16 protein-coding genes are annotated in these 21919 nt (G+C 64.5%); 12 read left to right on the top strand and 4 right to left on the bottom strand.

Going from position 1 to position 21919, the window contains the following annotated elements; all coding sequences use genetic code 11:
* Positions 1-2 precede the first annotated feature (2 nt).
* Positions 3-1781 (bottom strand): type I secretion system permease/ATPase, encoded by a 1779-nt coding sequence (locus tag BMI90_RS15150; RefSeq protein ID WP_078530333.1) that lies wholly within the window; start codon positions 1779-1781, stop codon positions 3-5.
* Between the two features lie 72 nt (positions 1782-1853).
* Positions 1854-8663 (bottom strand): peroxidase family protein, encoded by a 6810-nt coding sequence (locus tag BMI90_RS15155; protein WP_078530334.1) that lies wholly within the window; start codon positions 8661-8663, stop codon positions 1854-1856.
* A gap of 251 nt (positions 8664-8914) precedes the next feature.
* Between BMI90_RS15155 and BMI90_RS15160 the strand changes: the two genes are divergently transcribed.
* Positions 8915-10393 (top strand): ATP-binding protein, encoded by a 1479-nt coding sequence (locus BMI90_RS15160; RefSeq protein ID WP_168172803.1) that lies wholly within the window; start codon positions 8915-8917, stop codon positions 10391-10393.
* A gap of 127 nt (positions 10394-10520) precedes the next feature.
* Here BMI90_RS15160 and BMI90_RS18990 read toward each other — a convergent pair whose 3' ends face one another.
* Positions 10521-10751, bottom strand: coding sequence for a hypothetical protein (locus tag BMI90_RS18990; RefSeq protein WP_246831562.1), 231 nt, complete (start codon positions 10749-10751; stop codon positions 10521-10523).
* Here BMI90_RS18990 and BMI90_RS15165 point away from each other — a divergent pair.
* Positions 10674-11270, top strand: coding sequence for a response regulator transcription factor (locus BMI90_RS15165; RefSeq protein ID WP_246831561.1), 597 nt, complete (start codon positions 10674-10676; stop codon positions 11268-11270). The two genes, BMI90_RS18990 and BMI90_RS15165, sit on opposite strands and share 78 nt — an antisense overlap.
* A gap of 92 nt (positions 11271-11362) precedes the next feature.
* Here the strand turns inward: BMI90_RS15165 and BMI90_RS15170 are convergent, their stop codons facing one another.
* Positions 11363-12280: a LysR substrate-binding domain-containing protein gene (locus BMI90_RS15170; RefSeq protein ID WP_078530337.1), complete on the bottom strand. Its 918-nt coding sequence runs from the start codon at positions 12278-12280 to the stop codon at positions 11363-11365.
* A 76-nt stretch (positions 12281-12356) separates the two neighbouring features.
* On the opposite strand from BMI90_RS15170, the gene pcaD reads away from it, so the two are divergent.
* Genes pcaD through BMI90_RS15220 form a run of 10 tightly spaced genes read left to right on the top strand, consistent with a single transcriptional unit; the run spans position 12357 to position 21115 of the window.
* A complete protein-coding gene (gene pcaD, locus BMI90_RS15175; protein WP_078530338.1) occupies positions 12357-13142 on the top strand; it encodes a 3-oxoadipate enol-lactonase in 786 nt (261 codons plus the stop codon).
* Positions 13135-13509: a 4-carboxymuconolactone decarboxylase gene (gene pcaC / locus BMI90_RS15180; RefSeq protein WP_210401966.1), complete on the top strand. Its 375-nt coding sequence runs from the start codon at positions 13135-13137 to the stop codon at positions 13507-13509. The genes pcaD and pcaC overlap by 8 nt, the downstream gene beginning before the upstream one ends.
* Positions 13506-14228: a protocatechuate 3,4-dioxygenase subunit beta gene (gene pcaH, locus BMI90_RS15185; RefSeq protein ID WP_078530340.1), complete on the top strand. Its 723-nt coding sequence runs from the start codon at positions 13506-13508 to the stop codon at positions 14226-14228. The genes pcaC and pcaH overlap by 4 nt, the downstream gene beginning before the upstream one ends.
* Positions 14228-14827 (top strand): protocatechuate 3,4-dioxygenase subunit alpha, encoded by a 600-nt coding sequence (pcaG, locus tag BMI90_RS15190; protein WP_078530341.1) that lies wholly within the window; start codon positions 14228-14230, stop codon positions 14825-14827. The genes pcaH and pcaG overlap by 1 nt, the downstream gene beginning before the upstream one ends.
* Before the next feature lie 3 nt (positions 14828-14830).
* The gene (locus BMI90_RS15195) at positions 14831-15673 is read left to right on the top strand and encodes a 3-keto-5-aminohexanoate cleavage protein (RefSeq protein WP_078530342.1); all 843 of its coding nucleotides are present in this window, start codon (positions 14831-14833) and stop codon (positions 15671-15673) included.
* Positions 15670-16992 (top strand): lyase family protein, encoded by a 1323-nt coding sequence (locus BMI90_RS15200; RefSeq protein ID WP_078530343.1) that lies wholly within the window; start codon positions 15670-15672, stop codon positions 16990-16992. Before BMI90_RS15195 ends, BMI90_RS15200 begins: the two co-directional genes overlap by 4 nt.
* Positions 16989-18158 carry a 4-hydroxybenzoate 3-monooxygenase gene (gene pobA / locus BMI90_RS15205; protein WP_078530344.1) on the top strand — a complete coding sequence of 390 codons (1170 nt, stop codon included), beginning with the start codon at positions 16989-16991 and terminating at the stop codon, positions 18156-18158. Before BMI90_RS15200 ends, pobA begins: the two co-directional genes overlap by 4 nt.
* Before the next feature lie 48 nt (positions 18159-18206).
* A complete protein-coding gene (locus BMI90_RS15210; protein WP_078530345.1) occupies positions 18207-19256 on the top strand; it encodes a TRAP transporter substrate-binding protein in 1050 nt (349 codons plus the stop codon).
* A gap of 18 nt (positions 19257-19274) precedes the next feature.
* The gene (locus BMI90_RS15215) at positions 19275-19757 is read left to right on the top strand and encodes a TRAP transporter small permease subunit (RefSeq protein ID WP_078530346.1); all 483 of its coding nucleotides are present in this window, start codon (positions 19275-19277) and stop codon (positions 19755-19757) included.
* Positions 19757-21115 (top strand): TRAP transporter large permease subunit, encoded by a 1359-nt coding sequence (locus BMI90_RS15220; RefSeq protein WP_078530347.1) that lies wholly within the window; start codon positions 19757-19759, stop codon positions 21113-21115. The genes BMI90_RS15215 and BMI90_RS15220 overlap by 1 nt, the downstream gene beginning before the upstream one ends.
* Positions 21116-21919: the final 804 nt, after the last annotated feature.

Raw genomic sequence — 21919 nt, forward strand, 5'->3', positions numbered from 1 at the left:
GTTCACCCCACCGCCTGTTCGCGCGTATCAAGCACCGGGGCAGGGGTGGCGCGCGATTTGGATTTGGCTTTCGGCAACGGCTTGGTCGCCACGGAGCGATTCACGATTTCGTCCTTGGGACCGAAGGCCACGAGCCTGCCGCCCTGCACGAAGCCCACCAGGTTCACCGCCTCGAGCGCTTTCGGACGATGCGCGATCACCACCACGATCCCGCCACGGGCGCGCACCGAGGCGATGGCCTTGCTCAGCGCCGCTTCACCCTCGGCGTCGAGGTTGGAATTGGGTTCGTCGAGCACCACGAGGAACGGATTGCCGAACAGCGCGCGGGCGAGACCCACCCGCTGGCGCTGGCCGGCCGAGAGGGATTTGCCGAAGGGGCCAAGCTGCGTCTGGTAGCCATCGGGCAGGTGGATGATCGTCTGATGCGCCCCCGCCGCCTTCGCCGCCGCGACGATGTCTTCATGAGTTGCGTCCGGGGCGAAGCGCGCGATGTTCTGGGCAACGGTGCCCTCCATCAACGAGACCTCTTGCGGCAGGTATCCGATATGCCTGCCCAGATGATCGGGGTGCCATTGGTCGAGCGCCGCTCCGTCGAAGCGCACATGTCCGCGCAGAAGCGGCCAGACCCCGACGAGCCCCTTGGCCAGCGTGGTCTTGCCCGAGCCGCTCGGCCCGATCAGGCCAAGTCCGTCGCCCGCCTTCAGATCGAAGCTCACATCGCCCAGCAGGACGGCGCCAGAGCCCGGTGCGACGACCGTCATCCCCTCGACCGAGAAGTTCTCGACCGGGGCGGGCAGTTCGACCATCTCGCCATCGTCCTCGATGGTAGCCAGCGTGTCGCGCAGCCGCATGTGGCTGCGCCGCGCGGCGACAAAGCCTTTCCAGTTGCCGATCGCCATCTCGACCGGCGCGAGCGCGCGCGAGGCGGCAACCGAACAGGCGATGATCGCGCCAGGCGAGAGCTCTCCCACGATCGTGAGATAGGCGCCGAGGCCCAGAAGCGCCGATTGCAGCATCATCCGGGTGACCTTCGACAGCCCGCTGAGCGTGCCGGTGATGTCGCTGGTGCGCGCGTGCAGGCGCAGGTGCTCGGCATTGGCGGTGTCGAACCGTTCGACAGCGCGGCGCCCGAAGCCCATCGCATGCAGCACATCGGCATTGCGCGTGTTGGTGTCGGCGATCATCGCACGGGTGACGGAGGCCTTTTGCAGATCGCGTCCCGAGCGGCGCGACAGGATCTCGGTGATGACCGTCAGCGTGATCAGCACGCAGGCGCCGCCGATGGTCATCAGGCCCAGAAGCGGGTGCAGAATATAAACGAAACCGAGAAAGAGCGGCATCCAGGGCAGGTCCAGAAGCGCGATTGCGCCCGCGCCCGAGACGAAGCTGCGGATCGTGTCGACGTCGCGGCCACGCTCGAGCGCCTCGGAGGTGGAATAGCCAAAGCGCGGCATTTCGATCGCGACGCGATGGGCGAGGGGGGCCAGACGGTTGTCGATCCGCGCGCCGACCCGCACGAGGATCTGATTGCGCAGCACGTCGAACAGGCCCTGGAACAGGTAGAGCGCGATCGCCAGAACCGAGAGCGCCAGCAGCGTTGGAACCGACCCGCTGGTCAGCGCCCGGTCGTAGATCTGAAGCATGTAGAACGAGCCTGTCAGGGCCAGAAGGCTGATGACGAAGGACAGGCCCAGAAGAAAGGCGATCAGCCCGCGATAGCGGCCGAGGCGCTCGGAGACCGCCTCTTCGCTGGCCTGGAAACGGCGACGCTTGTTGCTCATGTGATCCTCCCACCAAGATCTTGAGACTTGAAAAAACTGTGCCCGGCGATTTCCACCGCCGGGCGTCACTCGTTAGTTCACCCCGTTGAAATCAGAGGCGTCGAGCGTGTGACGGCCCGAGAGGTCGAGCTCGAAATCAGCCTCGAGATCGTCATCGACATTGCCCGCGATGATCGTGTGCTCGCCGTCGTCGCGCATCTCGTAAGAGATCCGCAGCTCGCCCGCCGCGCTGAAATCGCCCGCCGCGAAGAGCACGAAGGATTGCGCCCCGGCCGTGCCCTGATCGGCGTCGATCCCGCTCAGGTCGATCTTGTCGCCCGGTGCGAAGCCGTCGATCCGGTCGCCATCGGCATCGGAGACCGAGGCGAAGACGAAGGTGTCGTGGCCGCCGCCGCCATCCATCACGTTGACCGATCCGTTCGCGATGATCGTGTCGTCGCCGCTGCCGGTGATGACATTCTCGAAGCTGTAGATCTGGTCGGCGGTCTCGCCGATCATCACCTGGCCGTGGCCGTTGGTGCCCTGGCCCAGATCGACCTCCACCGATTGCGAGATCGCGGCATAGTCCAGCGTGTCGGAGCCTTCGCCGCCCCAGTAGCTGTCGCGCCCGTCCTCTTCGGTCGCGATGACCATGTCGTCGCCCGCATCGGCAAAGACCATGTCGTCGCCCTTTCCGGCTTCGATCACGTCATTGCCCTCGCCGCCGAAGATCCGATCCGCGCCCCCGTCGCCGAAGATCATGTCATCGCCTTCATTGCCAAGCGCGTTATCGGCGCCGCCCCCGGCGAAGATGATGTCGTTGCCGGCCGCGCCGATGAAGGTCTCGTTGGTGTCGTCGCCCACGAGCACCAGCCCCTCGGGCATCGCGCTCTCGTCCTCATCGGGGCTGTCGGGATCGGTGCCGTCCTGCGCGCTGCCATGGCGCGCATCGACCAGCACGTCCTGCGAACGCTCGCCGCCCACGAGGACGTTGTCGCCGCCGCCGCCCCGGAAGACGATCCGGTGATCGGAGGTCAGCTGGGAGATGTCCACGGTGTCGTCGCCATCATCGCCGTTCACGGTGATCGTCGAGTAGTTCAGGCTGGTGCCCGAGAAGTCACCGACAACCGAGACATTGTCGCCGAAGAACCCGCCAGTATTGCCGCCATCGGGCACGCCATTGCCGTTGTCGGCGGTCACGTCGAGCGTGTTGATGGTGATTTCCTCGATATTGGCCAGTTCGGCGATCACGTCTCCGTTGCGCGTGATGACGATCTCGGCGGCCGCGTTCTGCACGGTCAGGTTCGCCGCGATTGCCGCCGCGACCGTGTAGATCACGAAGGTCTCGCGCGAGTTGTTGCCCGTCACGATGAACCGGTCGCCCGCGGCGCCATTGGCCCCGCCATCGACGAAGTAGCGCCCGTCGGGCCGTGCCGGATTAAAGAAGTTGCCATTGGTCACGTTCCAGACAATCGAGTCATTGCCCGCGCCACCAGTGATCGTGTCATTGCCCTCGCGGCCATAGATCGTCGTGTCGTTGGCGGCCGCGCTCAGGTCGATCACCTCATCCGTGGCATCGCCCGTGACGATGTCGAAGGTCTCGGTGATCTGCGTGCCCGAGGGATCGGTCGCCTGGATCGTGGCGCTCAGCGCCTCGTTGTTGCCCAAGCCCCCCAAGACGCGTACCTGATCCTGGTTGAACCCGCCGAGGTAGATGCGCGGATCGCCCGAGACGACTTCGTAGTCAGCCTGACCGCCGAAGGGCACATCTGCGCTCAGACGCGCGATCGTGCTGCCGCCACCAAAACCGCTGCCATTGCTGCCAGTCGCGTTCCACGTGATGTCCGACATCGGATCGACGTTCAGCGAGACCGTCTCGCCATCGGCGAACTCGGCCCATTCGACACCGACGAGAATATCGACGCCATCGGTCGCGACCGGGTTGCCGTTCTGGTCGGTCGGGCTGCGCAGATCGGTGATCTTCACCGCCTGATGACCGTTCATCGAGATCAGCTCGATCCGGTAGTCGTCACGGTTACCCGTATAGACCGCCGTATCGGTGCCGTCCGTGCCGGTATCGCCAAGGATATGGCCTAGCGAGCCGTCCGAGAACACGACGCGGGTGTCGCCCGTGCCATACCAGTTCTCGATGTAGTGATCGACGGTCACCGACTGGTCGTGACGGTTGTCGCCGATCCAGTAGAGGTTCGAATCCACGATCACACTGTCGCCGAAGATGAAATCGGCTTGGCCGGTGCTCTCGTCGCCGCCATCGCCCAAGCCCGTCATCCGATCGTCGCCGCCGCCGCCGACGAGGTAGTTGTTGGCGCCGTTCGAGCCGATGCCGTTCTCATCCGCGCCGGTCAGGTCGTCATTGTAGCGCGAGCCGACAAGCCCTTCGAGGAAGGCATATTGATCCATCAGGACCGAGCCGGTGCCCGCGTTGTTCGAGGTCTGAAGGTTCGCGACCACGTTGATATAGGCATCCTCGTAAGAGCCGATATCCATGTCGCCCTCGGTGCCGTCGCCGTTGAACTCGATCACCGGGTTCAGCGTGGCGGGGCTGTCGCCGTTCAGGCGGTCGCCATCATTCGCGGTCGGCCCGAGCCCGCCTTCGAGCAGGTCGTTGCCCGACCCGCCGTTGATGTTGTCGTCGCCCACGCCGCCGACCATCCAGTCGGAACCGTTGCCGCCGAACATCTCGTCAACGCTGTCGCCGCCATCCATGTAGTCGTTGCCGTCACCGCCCATCATCAGGTCGGTGTCGCCCTCGCCATAGAGACGGTCGTCGCCATCGTCGCCGAAGACCTCGTCGATGCCGTCGCCGCCATGGACCTCGTCATCGCCCTCGTTGCCATGCGAGGTGTCGAGTACACCGGGGCCCGCGAAGATCGTATCGTTGCCCGCACCGCCGAGGATGAAATCGTCATTCTCGTAATCGGTGATGTAGTCGTCGCCGTCGCCGCCATAGATATGGTCGTTGCCCTGCGCGCCCTCGATGCGGTCATTGCCCTCATCGCCATAGAGCACGTCATCGCCCAGAGCGCCGACGATGAAATCGTCGCCCGAAAGGCCGATCACGGTGATATGGCCGTCATTGGCCGGGCCGCCGGGGATGGTCTTCACCAGCGAGACATTGTCGATGAAGGCGATATTTCCGCTCGGCGTCGCGTTCACGATCTCGATGCGGTAGCCCATCCCGTCATACATCGCGTTGACGGGCAGGGTCTCGAGCGTCACGGTCGCCCATTCGCCCGAGCCGACCACGGTCACGTTCGGATCGAGCGAGGCATCCATCAGATGCGTCTCGGCCAGAACCGAGCCATCCTCGGCCACGATCCGCACGGTCACGTCGAAATCGTTGTTCTGGGCTCGGTTGCCGATGGTGACGGTCAGGGCATATGTGTTGCCCTCGGCCAGCGGCCCGTCGCCATTCTGACGCAGCATCCGGTTGGAGCTGATATAGGCCGCCTGCGAGCCGTCATGGCCTGCCACATCCATCACATTGGTCGAGGGATCCCAGATCCCGCCGCCTCCAAGCGCGAGGTTGCCATTCGTGGCCACCGCCAGTTCCCATCCCTCGGGCGTCCCTGCGACCCGAACGCCCGCACCATTGTTGATGACACCGGGGCCGGTGAAATCTTCGGCCTCGAAGCCAGCATTGGCGAGCACCACGTCCTTCACCTCGTTGGGCAGGCGTTCCAGCGTGGCGTTGAAATAGTCGTTGTAGCCGTAGTTATCCGTGCCTTCCGCAACCAGACCGTCACGGGCATTGTCGTGAATGGTCCCGGCGGAGGTGGTGCCGTCGAGCACATAGGTGGCCGAGGGCGTCGCGAAGGCGTCCGGGATATGCTCGAGCCCGGTGGTACGCATGACCAGATGGGCGAATTGCTCGCCGATGATCTGGTCGCCCAAGTGATGCCCGACCGGCATCCGGTAGAGATAATAGAAGCGGTCGCCATCCTGCAGGCGCTGCGTGAAGTCCAGAAGGATGAAGCTGAAAGTGGTGCCGAGCGGGCCGTCGAACATCGCCTGTTCGGCCAGACCGCCGACCCAGAGGTCGATATCCCAGAAGCCCTGATCTCCCTCGCCACCCGAGAGCGTCCAGCCCTCGCCCGGCGTATAGGTGGGCTCGCCCGAGCCGCGCATGAACATCAACGCCGCGTCATGCATCGGATCGGACGCATCCGCCGCCGCATCGAGGATCGCCTGCGCGGCCTCGCGGATCTGCCACAGCTCGCCCGTGCCCGCCTGATAGGCGTCTCGCGCGGCCTGCAGCCCGAACGTGCCGTCCTCGTCGCGCCCATAGGCCGCGATGAAGTTCACCAGCGATTCCGGGGTGCGCAGATGTGCCCCGAAATCCTCCCAGCTGTGATAGGGCGCGATGCCCGAGCCGTTGGTGTTGTTCGAGGTGTTCATCGTCAGCCCGTCGAAGACCTGCTGGCGCAGCTCGTTGAGCGTGGGCAGGCCGACATCGCGACCGCGCGCGATGTTCAGCGCGGGCAGATCGAGCGGCACGCCGACCAGCGACTGTTGCAGCGCGGCGGTGACGAATTCGTCCATCTCGTTGCCCTGCTGGGTCAGCAGACCCGCCGCGATCCCCGAGGCGCCATAGACGTCGAACTGATCGGGGTTGAGGAAGACGTCGAACAGTCCCTTTTCGACATAGGTCGGTACATAGCCCGGCTCGCCCGGATTGACGCCGGCCTCGTCGGTCACGGCGATCTGCACCGTCTCGCGCAGCTGCGAATGGCCGAGGCGGAACACGGCCTGCGCGAATTCGAGGCTGATATTGAGGTTGATATCGGCCGAATAGGACACGAATTCCGGCAGCGCCGGGTAGAGCGTCGTCATGTATTGGTCGACGGCGATGTGATTGTATTCGCTCTCGGTGATGATGCGCGCGGCCTGATAGACACGCTCGCCGTCCCAGGTGAGGCTGTCCACGATGCCCTGCACGACCGCATCATCGGTCATGTCGAGGCCCGCCCAGCTGTCGAAGGTCGCCTGATCGACATCGACGGCCAGCCAGCCCTCGTTCTCGGCGCTCTCGCCGTTGAGCCCGCTGAGATCGTTGCTCGCCACCGCATCGCGCACCGCCGCCATCTTTACGTTGAGCGCCTGGATGTTGTGCTCTTCGTGGAAGACATGGTGGACGGAGGTGAGCGTGATATTTTCGTTCACCCGGCCATCGCCCGAGACCTTGTGACGGGCCAGCAGTTCGTCGTCATAGGTGAAGGTGCCCGCGCCCGGGTCGGAAGCCGGGTCCAGCTCATGGCCCTGGGAGTCGAAGCCCGGCGCCGCGCCATGCGCGATATCGAGCAAGATCGCCTGATTGGTGGTGCGCACCTCGCCGATATCGGCGGCTGCGCATTGGCCCTCCATCGCATCCGTGAGCGTCCAGCGCAGGAACGGGTCGAAACCTGCCGCGGCGAGATCCGCATAGGAGGTGTAGGTTACGCCCCCGATCTCGATCCCGGTGGTCGAGGCGATCGCCTCGAGATCGGCCACGCTTTGATCCGAGCGGAAGAGGAAATCGCTTTGCGGCGTGTAGGTGAGACGCCCGATCGCATCGGCATTGATCCACGGGCAGTCGAGTACGTCCGTGTCGATCAGCTCGATCCCGATCCGCGTCGCGTTGACCTTCATGTCGGCCCAGCTCGCCAGCTCGTTCGTGCCATCGACCATCGTTCCGTCGGGCGCCATGGCCGGACCCATCGAGACGTCGAGCGCGACCAGATTGCCGCTGGCATCGGCGCGATGCACGGTCCCGTCCTCGGCCCCGTTGATCAGCAGCCCCGTGACCGTGCCGCTGGCATCGTATTGGCGCACCAGCACGTTGACCGCTTCGTGCGAGCCGTAGGTCTGACTCTGGTCGATCATCAGGCCGGTATTGTTGTTGTAGAGCGGGGTGACGCCTGGCAGCAGGTTGCCGTTCGCGTCGAAATCCGTATCGGGGTTCGACAGCTTCGCCCGGCTCAGCATCATCATGTTCGACACGCCCGAGATGTAGGACGGATCGGAGGGATCGACCCAGAGCGGATCGTTCGGGCTCAGCGGGATCATCACCACGCCGCCGGTCTTCTGGATGAAGTCCAGCCCGTGATCGAAGAACTGACCGAAAGCCACGAACCATTCGTTATAGGTCACGCCGCCAAGGATGCCGGGGTTCGGCATGAAGGCGGTGGTGATATCGCCCACGACCGAGTTCGACACCGCCACGGCCTCGCCGCCCAGGTTGTTCATCGCGGCCACGGCGGCGGGGTTGTAGTTCGGATCGGAGGTGTCGACATTCGAGCTCGTGATCAGTTGCGAGATCAGGCGCGGGGCGCTGTCCACCACAACCGAGCTGTTGAGAATGTCCTGCGTCGAGCCGTCGGGAGCGAACTGGTATTCCGCCTGGGCATCCGCCATGAGCGCCATCATCGACATCGCGTCGACGGTCGGCACGTAATCGGCCTCGCCGGGCATGCGGCCCTCGCTATCGGCCACGAACATCGAGGGCGCCATCGACATCGGATTGTCGACCAGAACGTCTTTCGAGGTCGCGACGTAATCGGGATCATCGGGCATCCGGCCCTCGCTGTCAGGCAGGATCAGCGTGATCCACATCTTCTGCACGGTGGCATAGCTCGTACCGTATTCCAGTTCGGTCGGATGGTTCGTCGCGAACATCCGCAGGAACTCGGTATCGGCCTGACCCCAGTCGGGATGCACATTGCCGCCGCTCCAGACGATCGTGCCGTCTTCGGCCACCGTGTAGCCGCCCGCGAGGTTGTTGTTTTGCCCCGAGACCTCGCGCACACCATTCGGGTCGAGCGCGCTCGTGAGCCGTGAATAATCGTTGAGAATATTCACCTGTTGCAGAAGATAGTCGAGATCGGCTCCGGCAAGATTGATCATTGTAACCCCCTAAGATCTGCGGGCCTGCATCGCAGACCCAGATACACCCATCGCCGGATGCTTGATCGTCGGAGAGTTGAAACGAGACGGCCGCATCTTCCTGCGCCGATCATCTCGCCGTCACCCCCACAAGCACGGCGCTTTCCCGTATTCCATGACGCCACGGAATGACCGGGACGAAAATTGTCTTAGGTCCAACGAGTTTTTCCCCTATGGTCGGGAACGGTCTTCGCCAAAGGACGGATGGGGCGATGCGACTAAGGTCTGGTGTCGATGCGGCGAAGGTCGGATTTGCCGACAGCTTCGCCCGCTGGTTACGGAACCCGCTGAGATGGTTTCTCGGCATCTCCCTGTCGTCGCAATTCCTTGTCGGTCTTGGCCTCGTCCTCAGCCTTGCGCTGGCCTCACTCGCCTATTGGATCAATACCCGCGCGACGACGCGACTTCTGGATGCGAGTGCCGATACCGCGGCCTTCTACATGCAGAACCTGTTGCAGCCGCATGTTCAGACGCTCGGGCGCGGCGAGCCGCTGCGCCCGGTTGATCTGGTGGCGCTGCACAATCTGACAAACGCGTTTCGCGACCAGGGCCATTTCCTCGCGATCAAGATCTGGAGCCGTGATGGCAAGCTGATCTTCTCGCCCGAGGAGCATGTCGTCGAAGCCCATCCCGACAACGAGATATTCGAGGCGCTGGAGGGTAATGTGCTCGGCCGATTTCCCGATCTCGGCGATTCCGCGCATGATGCCGAGCGTGCGCTCGGCGTGAAGCTGTATGAAATCTACGCCCCGCTGCGCGACCTCGAGACCGGCTCGATCCTCGCGGTGGGCGAGTTCTATCAGAATGCCGATGTCATCCGCGCAGCGCTCGTGAATTCGGCCACCAGGACCTGGATGTTCGTGGCGCCGCTCGCGCTGACCGTTTTCACCATGCTCTTCCTGATCGTGCGCCGGGGGAGCCTCACCATCGAGCGCCAGAATGCCGAACTGCGACGTCAGTTCAGCGAGCGCGAGCAACTGCTCATGCGCAATTCGGAGCTGCATCGCTCGATCGCGGAGGCTTCGCAAAAGGCCGCGGGCATTGACGAACTGTCCAAGCGGCGCATCGGGTTGGAGCTGCATGACGGTGCGTGCCAGCTTCTGTCTTATCTCGTCTTGGAGATCGACCGGCTCGAGCGTGTGATTCGTTCGCCGAATGGTGCCGATGCCTCGAAGGCGGGCAAGATCGTTGACGAAATCGGAAAGGTCGCCCGCGACACGATGACTGAAATTCGTGCGATTTCGCGTGGCCTCGTCTCGCCGCATCTCGGCGCTGCGAAAGACCTTAATGTCCTGCTCGAAACGATCGCGAGCGATCACAAGCGCCGGACCGGTGCCGAGGTCGCGCTGGAGCTTGCACCGGACCCGCCCGACCTTCCCGAGACCACGCGATTGACCCTTGGCCGGATCGTGCAGGAAGCGCTCACCAATGCGGCGAAACACGCCCCCGGATCGAGCGCGAAAATCGAGACATATCAGAGTGATGGCTCGTTCGTCATCCGGGTCTCCGATAGCGGCTCGGATGCGGCCGCCGAAGCCATGCAGCCGTCCGAGGGCGGGGATGGCGGGCTTGGCCTTCCGGGGATGACCTTCCGTGCGCAATCTCTGGGTGGAACGCTGGAGTTTCGCAAGCTCGCACCGCGCGGCGCGCAGGTGATCTGCCGCGTTCCGATCGAGGCCGAAGCGGACTAGATCTTTCGCCCGGACAGATCGAAGGGCGTATGCGGGTAATCCTCAATAGATATCCTTCAAATGTCTTTTTTAATTGAGATTATTCTCGGTCGCTTCATTCTTGAGAGACTGGGGAAAGATGATCTCACTACGAATAGTCCGGTGAACGAGCCGGATCGCGTTGGGGTGACGCTGCGGCGAGATCATCGCAAAGGGGTAATTTGAAATGGCTCATTTTGTGGGAACGACCGCTTGCATCGTCGATGACCATCCGATTTTTCGGCAGGGTCTTTGCGCTGTCTTGAATGAAACGCTCGAAATCGAAGTACTTGCGCAGGGAGGGAGCGCAGCCGACGCGGTCGAACTCACGCGCCGCCAAAGTCCCGATATCATGATCCTCGATCTCACGATGCCCGGCGGCGGGCTGAATGCACTGCGTGCGATCATGGAAAGCGATCCGTCGATGCAATGCATCCTGCTGACCGCCTGCGACGATCCCGAAACCGCAATCGAGGCGATGAGCGCAGGGGCCAAGGGCTACATCCTCAAGGGGGTCGGTGTTGCGGAACTGGAAGCGGCGATCGACGCGATCCTTCATGGCGGCACGTTCGTGTCTCCCAGTTTTGCCGCGGCGCTTCTGCAAGCGGCGCTCTCGGGGCAGGAGAGGGACGACAAGGGGGGCGCTCTCACGCATCGCGAGATGCAGGTTCTTCGCGAGCTGGAACGTGGCAAGACCAATCGCGAGATCGCAAAACGCCTCGCGATCAGCGAGAAGACGGTCAAGTTCTACATGACGAATATCATGCAGAAATACGGGGTGAAGAACCGGCTCGAAGCGGTGATCGCGCATCGTCATGCGCATGAGCGCGCGCTCTCGGGACAGACGCGCCTGTCATAGGCGCGGCTTCGTTGCCACCATTGCAATGACGCAAGGGTGCTTTCCCGGGCGTCTGGTCGGACTGAGCGATTGCCGCCCTGAGTGCGGCCCGCTCATGTCGTGGTCTCGCGAATACGTGCCGCCTCGTGGAGCATCTCCGTCAGATGCACGATCTCGGGCCGCTCAGTCATCTCGCGTTTCATCGTCAGTCCCACGGCGCCGGACATGAACTGAGCAGCAAGTGGCAGGCTGATCAGCAGCCCTGAATCGAGTTCTCGGGCGATCACCCCGCGCGAGATGAACCAGAGCATGTCGGAGTTCTCGAGCAGGCCGAGGCCGGTGGCGAGTGAGACGGTCTCGATCGTGCAGCGCGGCTCGGTGATGCCCTGTGCGCCCAGATAATCGTCGACGATCCGCCGGATGATCGCACCGCGGGTGGGCAGGATGAGGTCGCAATGGCGCAGCGCCTCGGCGGCGCTCGCTTGCGCGAAAGGATGGCCGCGCCTTGCGGCGAGGATCACCTCTTCTTCGTAGAGGAAATCGAAACGCAGACCGGGCATGTCGGCGGCCGCGGGCATCCGGCCGATCATCAGGTCGAGCGCGCCCGAGCGGATCCGGTCGAGCAGGTAGAGGTTCGGCCCGGTGCTGATCGAAAGCCGGATGCCTGGGCGCGACCGGGTGAAGGCCAATGCGACCCCCGGAAAGAACGACCCCGCGACGGTGGGAAGGGCGCCGACATTGACCACATCCCCCGCACCATCGCCGCTCAGCGCGGCCGCCCCGGCCTCCAGCTCGTGCAGCGCCTGGATCGCGTGACGACGGAAGGTCTCGCCGGCAGGGGTCATGTGCAGGCGCCGCCCACGCCGTTCCAGCAATGCCCCGCCCAGCATCTCCTCCATCTCGGAGAGCGTCTTCGACAGCGCCGGTTGCGAAATTCCCTGCTTGCGCGCGGCAGCAGAGACGCCCCCGGCCTCGACCGTGTCGAGGAAGGCGCGGATGTGACGAAGCTTGAGACCTTTATGTATAGTCATGGGGTTATGGATTAGCGTGCATTTTGTATTTGGCTCAAGCGAAAACTTGAGAAAATATTATGTGGGGAGGAAGAGAATGCACGCGCTGACATTCGACTGGGGACATGTTCATTTCCGTGAGGACGGAACTGCGAATGGACTCCCCATCATTTTTCTGAACTCGCTCGGCACCGATCTTCGGATGTGGGAAGGGCTCGTCGCGCCGCTTGGGGCGCATCGCTTGGTGCGGATGGACAAGCGCGGCCATGGGCTCAGCGCGCGCTCGCCAGAGGCACCGACGATCTCGGATCTCGCAAGCGATGCCTTGGCGGTCGCCGATCATCTCGGGATCACGCGGGCGGTTTTCGTCGGTTGTTCGATCGGCGGGATGATCGCGCAGGAGATCGCGCGCATCGCCCCCGAGCGGGTCACGGCGCTGGTGTTGACCAACACCGCCGGAAAGATCGGGACGGAAGAAAGCTGGGCCGAACGGATCGCGGCGGTGCATCAGCAGGGCCTGCCCGCGATGACTGAGGGTATTCTCGCTCGCTGGTTCGGTCCCGGGTTTCGCGCAAGCGCCGATTGTGCGCTCTGGGCCACCGAGGTCTCGCGCTGCGACCCCGATGGATATGCAGGCTGCTGCGAGGCGCTTACGGGGGGCGATCTGCGCGCGGCGCTGCCGAAGATCGCGGCGCCCACGCTGGTCATCGCGGGTGGCCATGACGGCGCGACGCCGCCCGAGCAGGTGCTCGGGATGGCGGCGCTCATCCCCGGCGCGCGCGCCGAACTGATCGAAGAAGCGGGCCATATTCCGGCAATCGAACGGCCAGGCACCGTGGCCCGCCTCATCACCGAATTTCTGAAGGAGCACGATCTTGTCTGACCGTTATGAAGCCGGGATGGAGACGCGCCGCCGTGTGCTCGGCGATGCCCATGTGAACAAGGCCGACGCCTGCAAGACCGAGTTCGACGCGCCGTTTCAGGAGTTCATCACCGAGGGCGCCTGGGGTTCGGTCTGGTCGCGCCCCGATTTGACCCCGCGCGAGCGCTCGATCGTGACGATCGCGCTTCTGGCCGCGCAGGGCAATCACGAGGAGATCGCGATGCATACCCGTGCCACCGCCAACACGGGTGCGACGCCCGCGGATCTGCGCGAGGCGATGCTGCATGTCGCCGTCTATGCGGGTGTGCCGCGCGCCAATCACGCGATCAAGATCATCAAGGAAACGCTGAAGGAGATGGGACAATGACCGGCCGCCTGATCCCGCGAGAAGCGGGCATTCACCCGCCCGCCTTCACGCCCACCTACAAGACCTCGGTGCTGCGCAGCCCGCAGCGCGCGCTGATTTCCTTCGACAGCTCGCCCAGCGAGGAAACCGGTCCGACCTTCGGTCATGTGAAGCTCGGTGCGCTCGATAACGACCTGCTGCTGAACTATGCCCGCCCCGGCGCAAGCGCCATTGGCGAGCGGATCATCGTGCATGGGCGGCTTCTGGACGAGAACGGCCGCCCGATCCCCGGCGCACTGATCGAGATCTGGCAGGCCAATGCGGGCGGGCGTTACCGGCACAAGAAGGACGGCTATCTGGCGGCCCTCGATCCCGATTTCGGCGGTTGCGGGCGCACCATCACCGGCGAGGACGGCTCTTATGCGTTCCGCACCGTGAAGCCCGGCGCCTATCCCTGGCCGAACGGGCCGAACGAATGGCGCCCCGCCCATATACATTTCTCGATCTTCGGGCACAGCTTCGGCCAGCGCCTGATTTCCCAGATGTATTTCGAGGGCGACCCGCTGATCGCGCGCTGTCCGATCGCGCAGACCATCCCCGACAAGGCCGCGCTGGACCGCCTGATCGCGGGCCTCGATATGAGCGAGACGAAACCGATGGACGCGATCGCCTACCGGTTCGACATCGTGCTGCGTGGTCATCGCCAAACCCTGTTCGAAAACCGGCCGGAGGGCATGTGATGGCGCAACGTCCCGAGAAACTGATCCTCACGCCCTCGCAGACGGCGGGGCCTTACGTCCATATCGGCCTCGCGCCGGAAGCCTGCGGGATCGAGGATGCCCCCTTTGCGACGCTGGGCCGCGAGATCGCCGGGCCGGGCGCAAAGGGCGAACGCATCACCGTGACCGGCCGCGTCGTCGATGGTGGCGATCTGCCGCTGCGCGATTGCCTGATCGAGACCTGGCAAGCAGATGCCTCGGGGATCTATCCCGGTCATGCGGGTGCCGATCCCGAGGTTGGAGGCTTTGGCCGCATCGCCGCCGATTTCGGCACGGGCGAGTTCTCCTTCGAGACGATCAAGCCGGGCGCGGTGAGCCTCGGCGCGGATCGCGCGGCCCCGCCGCATATCTCCTTCTGGATCTTCGCGCGTGGCATCAATCACGGGCTGCATACGCGGATGTATTTCCCCGAGGACGATCTGTCGGGCGACCCGCTTCTGGGTCGCATCGAGCATCGCGACCGGATCGCGACCATGGTCGCCGAAGCCACCGGCCCGGGCGAATACCGCTTTGAAATTCGCCTGCAAGGCCCGGGTGAAACCGTCTTCTTCGACATCTGAGCCATGACCCAAGACCCCTGCATCATCTGCGTTGCGATCACCGGTTCCGTGCCGAAGAAAGCCGACAACCCGGCCGTGCCGATCACGATCGCCGAGCAGATCGAGTCGACCCAGGCGGCTTTCGAGGCGGGCGCGACCATCGCCCATTGCCATGTGCGCGGCGAGGATGGCGCGCCCAGTTCCGACCCCGACCGTTTCGCGCGGCTGATGGAAGGGCTGCACAACCATTGCCCCGGCATGATCGTGCAGCTCTCGACGGGCGGGCGTTCGGGCGCGGGCAAGACGCGCGGCGGGATGCTGCCCTTGCGTCCCGACATGGCCTCGCTGTCGGTCGGTTCGAACAATTTCCCGACCCGCGTCTATGAGAACCCGCCGGATCTCGTCGACTGGCTGGCAGCGGAGATGAAGACCTACAACGTGCGTCCCGAGATCGAGTGCTTCGATCTCAGCCATATCTTCCAGGCGGCCAGGATGGTGCGTGACGGGCGGCTGCCCGCCAATGTCCATGTGCAATTCGTGATGGGCGTGAAGAACGCGATGCCGGTGGATCGCGCGGCCTTCGATTTCATGCGCGAGACCCGTGCGCGGCTCTTGCCCGAGGCGACGTGGTGTGCCGCCGGGATCGGACCGGGGCAGCTCACGATCAACGAATGGTGCGTCGAGACGGGCGGGCATTGCCGCACCGGACTCGAGGACAATATCCGGCTTGATCGCGACACGCTCGCCCCCTCGAACGCGGCGCTGGTGAAGCGCGTGGTCGATCTGTGCGACAGGGCGGGCCGTCCCGTCGCGACTTGGCAGCAGGCGCGAGAGTGCCTTGCATTGCCGCTGCGGGAGGTCGCATGAGCCTTTCGCCCCTCGACAGCCCGCTCTGGTCCGGCCTCTATGGCGACCCGGAGCTGAGCGCGATGCTCGGAGACGCAGCCCTTCTTGCCGCGATGGTGCGGGTCGAGGTTGCGCTGGCAGAAGCCTGCGCGGCCGAAAAGATCGTGCCCGAAGCGGCGGCGCGTGAGATTGCCGAACGTTTCGCCGACTATCGCCCCGATCCGGCGGTACTGGCCGAGGGGGCCGCGCGTGACGGCGTGCCCGTGCCCGCCTTGCTGTCCGAGATGAAGGCGCAGCTGTCCGAGGAAGCGCGCAATGCGCTGCATTGGGGGGCGACTTCGCAAGATATCGTCGACAGCGCGACGGCGCTGGTGGTGGGCGAGGCACTCGACCGGATTTCGGTGCGGCTGCGCGACCTGATCGCTGTCACCGGCAAACTGGCCGAGCGCGAGGCCGAGACCGTGATGGCCGGGCGCACCCGCAGCCAGATCGGGCTGCCGGTCACTTTCGGGGCACTGGTGGCGAACTGGGGCCAGCCGTTGATCGATGCGCAGTCCCGCCTCGTTACGGCCCGCGCCGCATGCTATCGCGTGGCGCTACATGGCGCGGTGGGCACCGATGCGGCCCTGGGCGAGAAGGCGGCGCCGGTGCGTGAGCGGATGGGGGCTGCGCTCGGGCTTCGGGCCGAGGAACAACCCGCTCATACGCGCCGTGACAGCTGGGCCGAAATCGGCGGGCAGGGGGCGCTCCTCGCGGCGTCGCTGGGCAGGATCGGTGCGGATGTGATCTGGCTCGCGCAGTCGGGCATCAAGGAAGTGGCGATCGCGGGCGGCGGTTCCTCGACCATGCCGCATAAATCGAACCCGGTTGCCGCCGAGGCGCTGGTGGCGCTGGCGCGTCACAGCGCGCAGCTGCAGGCGGGGCTGTTGGGCGCGGTGGTCCATGGCCAGTTCCGCGACGGGGCGGCCTGGGGGCTCGAATGGATGAGCCTGCGCCCGATCCTCGTGGCCTGCGGCGCAGCTCTGCGGCTGAGCGGCGAGATGCTGGGCGGCTTGCAAGCCGATGCCGTCCGGATGCGCGCCAATCTCGAAGCCGAAGGGTTCGGCCCTTACGCCGAGCGCGCGATTTTCACGCTGGCGCAGGCGATCCCGCGCAGCGAGGCGAAGGCGGCCGTGCAGGCCGCGATGGCCACGCCCGATCCGCTGGCCGCGCTTTGCGCCAGCTATCCCGAACTCGACGCCGGACGCCTGACCGATCCGCTGGCCGCGGCGGCGCAGGCGCCCGCGCAGGCCCGCGCCTTCGCGCGGCGCTGCAAGGACTTTTGCGGAGGAGACGCATGAAAACCCAAGTTGCCATCATCGGCGGCGGCCCGGCGGGGCTGCTTCTGTCCCAACTGCTCGACCTGCACGGGATCGACAGCGTCGTGCTCGAACGCCGCTCGCGCGACTATGTGCTCGCACGGATCCGGGCGGGTGTGCTCGAACAGGGCACGGTGGATCTGCTGCGCGCGGCCGAGGTGGGCGCGCGGATGGATCGCGAAGGCGAGATCCATGACGGGGTGGAGATCTCGTGGCATGACGAGCGGCTGCATGTTCCGATCAAGGATCTGACCGGGCGCGGCGTGATGGTCTATGGCCAGACCGAGGTGACCCATGACCTCTATGACGCGCGCGACGCGCGGAGCGGGGTCGTGCTGCACGACGCCGAGGTCACCGCGATCGAGGGGATCGAGGGCGATGGCGTCACGATCCATTTCACCCATGAAGGTGAGCAAAAAACGCTGCGCGCGGATTTCGTCTCGGGCTGCGACGGCTTCCACGGCCCCTCGCGCCAAGCAATCCCCGCGCCCCATCGGCGCGAATTCGAACGCGCCTATCCGTTCGGCTGGCTGGGTCTTCTGTCGAAGACGCCGCCCGCAGCACCCGAGCTGATCTATGCCGCCCATGACCGGGGCTTTGCGCTGTGCTCGATGCGCTCGCCCACGCTGAGCCGCTATTATGTGCAGGTCTCGCTCGAGGAAAAGCTCGAAGACTGGCCCGCCGAGCGGTTCTGGGACGAGCTGCGCACTCGCATCCCCGCCGATGTGGCCGAGGGGCTGGTGACGGGCGCGCCGCTCGAGATGTCGATCGCGCCGCTGCGCAGCTTCGTGTCCGAGCCGATGCGGCACGGACGGCTGTTTCTTGCGGGCGACAGCGCGCATATCGTGCCGCCGACGGGCGCCAAGGGGCTCAATCTGGCGGCGTCCGATGTCTATTACCTGCACCGCGCCTTCGATCAGTTCTACAACCACGGCAGTTCCGCCGGCATCGACGGATATTCCGAGACCGCACTCTCGCGGGTCTGGAAATGCGAGCGCTTCTCGTGGTGGATGACCTCGATGCTGCATGATTTTCCGCAGACCGGGGCCTTCGATCGCCGGATGCAGCGCGCCGAGTTCGAGTATCTCCAGCAATCGGAGACCGCGCGCAGGAGTTTTGCTGAAAACTACGTGGGCTTGCCTTACTGACAAGCGAAATCGCCCCCGCGCGAGGGGCATATAGGGAGGAAAACACGAATGAAACATCTCAAACTGGCCGGGCTGACCGCTGCCGCCGTCCTTTGGGCGAGCGGCGCGATGGCGGAACAGATCACATTGAAACTGCATCACTTCCTCGGCGCGAAGGCTCCGGTGCAGACGCAGATGCTCGAGCCGTGGGCAAAGCATGTGGAGGAGCTTTCCAACGGCAAGGTCAAAATCGAGATCTATCCGGCGATGACGCTGGGTGGTCGCCCGCCCGAGCTGGTGCAGCAGGTGCGCGATGGCGTCGTCGATCTGGTCTGGACGCTCAATGGCTACACGCCGGGCTTGTTCCCGCGCACCGAGGTCTTCGAGCTGCCGACCGTGTTCGACAACGACCCCGCCGCGACCAACCTCGCGATGCGCGCGATGTTCGACGGCGACCTGAAGCAGGAATACGAGGATAAGGGCCTCGAGGTGATGTTCCTGCACGCGCATGCGGGCAACGGCATTCACACGGTCGATACGCCCGTGCATACGCCTGCCGACGTCAAGGGCATGAAGCTGCGCACCCCTTCGCGCACCGGGGCCTGGGTGATCGAAGCGCTCGACGCGCAGCCCGTCGCGATGCCGGTGCCGGAACTGCCGCAGGCGCTCTCGAAGAAGGTCGTCGACGGCGCGCTGATCCCGTGGGAGATCATCCCCGCGCTCAAGCTCCAGCAGCAGACCAAGTATCAGATCGAGGGTCAGGATCACTGGCGTCTGGGCACCTCGATCTTCCAGGTGTCGATGAACAAGGCGAAATGGGACAGCCTTCCCGACGATGTGAAGGACGCGTTCCGCAAAGCCTCCGACGAAGAGTGGCTCAAGCAAGTCGGCCGGATCTGGCGCACCAGCGACGACAACGGCATCAAGGCGGCCGAAGCCGATGGCAACGAGCTGATCACTCTGAGCGCCGATGAAACCCAGGCGTTCAAGGACGCGATGCAGCCGGTCGTCACCCGTTGGGAAGACGAGGTGAAGGGGCAGGGGATCGACGGTGCCGCCCTCGTGCAGAAGGCGCGTGAGCTGACCGCCGAAGAAGCCAAGACCCTCGCGGGTCAATAAGACGGAGCGGCGACGATCATGCATTCTCCCATCGAAACCTTCCTGCGCAAGACGATCTACTTCTGGGCCCTTGCCGGGGGGGGGATGCTGGGCGCGATCGTCGTCGTGAATGTCTGGACCGTGCTGGGCGGGTTCATCGGACTTCCCTTCGCGGGGGACTTTGAGCTTACCGAAATGGGGGTCGCCATCGCGGCCTTCATGTTCCTGCCCTACTGCCAGCTTGCAGACCAGAACGTCACCGCCGACATCTTCACCTCGAAGCTGAGTGCGGCGGTGCAGCGCCGGTTCTCTGCGATCGCTTCGGTTCTGGCGCTTGCGTTTGCGGCGCTGCTGTTATGGCGGATGTATCTGGGAATGCTCGATCAGAAATCCTATTCGCTCGCCACCACGATCCTGCAGATCCCGGTCTGGTGGGCCTATCTTCCTGCGCTGGCCTCGCTTGCGCTTCTCTTCATCGCGGCGGGGCTGAGCCTGCGCGACAACTGGACGGGGCGCGCCTGATGGACCCGATCACCCTGGGCCTTCTCGGCCTGCTCATCCTTGTTGCCCTGATCGTCGCACGGGTGCCGATCGCCTATGCGATGATCGTTGTGGGCGCCGGCGGCACCGCGATCATCAACGGCCCCGCCATCTTGCTCAGCCAGCTCAAGACGCTCGGCTACGGCCAGTTCTCGATCTACGACCTTTCGGTCGTGCCGATGTTCGTCCTGATGGGCGCGCTGGCGACCAAGACGGGCCTGTCGCGCGACATGTTCCGCGCCGCAAACGCCTGGTTTGGCTGGATGCGCGGCGGCACGGCGATGGCGGCGATCGCGGCTTGTGCGGGCTTTGGCGCGGTCTGCGGCTCCTCGCTCGCGACCGCCTCGACGATGGGCAAGGTCGCCCTGCCGGAGCTGGAGCGCTACAATTATTCGCCCGCGCTTGCGACAGGTTCGGTCGCGGCAGGCGGTGTGCTGGGCATCCTGATCCCGCCCTCGGTGATCCTCGTGATCTACGCGGTGATCGTCGAGGCCAATATCGTGACGATGTTCATGGCCGCGCTGATCCCCGGCCTGATCGCGGTCGTGCTGTTCCTCGTGACCATCGCGATCTATGTCCGCCTCGTACCCGGTGCAGGCCCCGCGCAAGGCGTGAGCGACCGGGCCGAATTCTGGTCGGCGACCCGTGGCGTCCTGCCGGTGCTTGCCATCTTCGGGGTGGTGATCGGCGGGATCTATGCCGGTCTCTACAACCCCACGCCCGCCGCAGCGATCGGCGTCTTTGCCGTTTTCGTCTATGGCCTTGCGCGCGGGTTGATGAGCCGCGAGGCGCTGCGCTCCTCGATCCTCGAGACGGCAGGCACGACGGGCATGATCTACCTGATCCTGCTGGGCGCCGAACTGCTCAAGATCTTCATGTCGCGCGCGGGCGTTCCGCAGGCTGCGGCGGATATGGCGGTGAATTCCGGTCTGCCGCCGATGGCCGTGATGGCGATCTTGTTGATCGCACTGATCGTGCTGGGCTGTCTGATGGACTCGATGTCGATGATCCTGCTGGTGCTGCCCTTCTTCTGGCCGGTTCTCGTCGAGATCAACGGCGGGCTCTACCAGATGGCCGATGGCTCGGGCTTCGGTCTTTCGACCGACGAGCTGAAGGTCTGGTTCGGCATCCTTGCCCTCGTTGTGGTGGAATTGGGGCTGATCACGCCCCCGGTCGGGATGAACGTCTTCGTCATCTCCGCGCTCGCGAAGAACGTGCCGATGGGCACGACCTTCCGCGGCGTATTCCCGTTCTTCTTGTCAGAGCTCGTCCGCGTGGCGCTATTGCTCGCATTCCCTGCTTTGACACTTTGGTTGCCGCGCTTGTTGGGGGGCGCCTGAGTCCCTCGACAAACACTCGGCCCCTCGGAGTTTTCATGGATCGGAGTGGCTGTGGGTGTCGGTTGCGCAAACCGGAAGACGAGAAAGGCGCCCCAATCCGCCGCGCGCAGTGAGGAAGGTCGGTTGGCGTGTGTGCATTTGCTGCACCAAGCCGTTCTGGAGTGAGGACACCACCCTAGCTGTGGCGCCAAAGGACGGCACGCTACAGCACGCGGCCTTGCCAGCCGCCCGTCCTTGAGGAAACCGACGGACGCAAAACCATCGGACCCAGCCGTCAGCGGCCGTCCTTTAGCGCTCGCAACGGCAAGTGCCCTGTGCCGATGGCTGTGCAGGGCGCTTTCGCGAGCCTAGCGTTATCCTGCGCTTGAGAAGCGCCCTCATGCCACATATAGTAGAGGATATAGCGAGATGCGCAGCATCCAGAAATGGCCATCGTACAGCGAGTGGCCGAGCCAACTGCCCGGTATGTGGCGGCAGTTCGCGTGGCTACCGCAGCTATGGGTACAGCAGCTATGGATCGTCCTCCTCCTACACCCCTTCCTACACAAGGTCGGTGAGTAGTGGCAGTAGCGGTCGCGGCACCAGTAAGCCGAGGTAGTCCCCGGCAGGCTCTACCGCGCTGTACACTCCCAGTGAGGTCCGTGCACTCACTCCGGTGCGTGAGAACGTTGAAAAGCTGACCTGCCACGGGTCTTTCATCCAGCCACGACCGGAGCCCGGTTAGTTTTGATCCGCACCCCAGAGCTCTACCGCCCTTAGGCAGAGTTTCCCGGCTTTGCTCAGGGTGACGGGCTGGTGACGCCC

Origin of the sequence: Thioclava sp. L04-15 (assembly GCF_002020275.1) — a bacterium.
Lineage (GTDB): Bacteria > Pseudomonadota > Alphaproteobacteria > Rhodobacterales > Rhodobacteraceae > Thioclava > Thioclava marina.

Coding starts and splice junctions, on each gene's coding strand:
- BMI90_RS15150 (WP_078530333.1), bottom strand. CDS start 1,781: ATGAGCAACAAGCGTCGCCGTTTCCAGGCCAGCGAAGAGGCGGTCTCC.
- BMI90_RS15155 (WP_078530334.1), bottom strand. CDS start 8,663: ATGATCAATCTTGCCGGAGCCGATCTCGACTATCTTCTGCAACAGGTG.
- BMI90_RS15160 (WP_168172803.1), top strand. CDS start 8,915: ATGCGACTAAGGTCTGGTGTCGATGCGGCGAAGGTCGGATTTGCCGAC.
- BMI90_RS15170 (WP_078530337.1), bottom strand. CDS start 12,280: ATGACTATACATAAAGGTCTCAAGCTTCGTCACATCCGCGCCTTCCTC.
- pcaD (WP_078530338.1), top strand. CDS start 12,357: ATGCACGCGCTGACATTCGACTGGGGACATGTTCATTTCCGTGAGGAC.
- pcaH (WP_078530340.1), top strand. CDS start 13,506: ATGACCGGCCGCCTGATCCCGCGAGAAGCGGGCATTCACCCGCCCGCC.
- pcaG (WP_078530341.1), top strand. CDS start 14,228: ATGGCGCAACGTCCCGAGAAACTGATCCTCACGCCCTCGCAGACGGCG.
- BMI90_RS15195 (WP_078530342.1), top strand. CDS start 14,831: ATGACCCAAGACCCCTGCATCATCTGCGTTGCGATCACCGGTTCCGTG.
- BMI90_RS15200 (WP_078530343.1), top strand. CDS start 15,670: ATGAGCCTTTCGCCCCTCGACAGCCCGCTCTGGTCCGGCCTCTATGGC.
- pobA (WP_078530344.1), top strand. CDS start 16,989: ATGAAAACCCAAGTTGCCATCATCGGCGGCGGCCCGGCGGGGCTGCTT.
- BMI90_RS15210 (WP_078530345.1), top strand. CDS start 18,207: ATGAAACATCTCAAACTGGCCGGGCTGACCGCTGCCGCCGTCCTTTGG.
- BMI90_RS15215 (WP_078530346.1), top strand. CDS start 19,275: ATGCATTCTCCCATCGAAACCTTCCTGCGCAAGACGATCTACTTCTGG.
- BMI90_RS15220 (WP_078530347.1), top strand. CDS start 19,757: ATGGACCCGATCACCCTGGGCCTTCTCGGCCTGCTCATCCTTGTTGCC.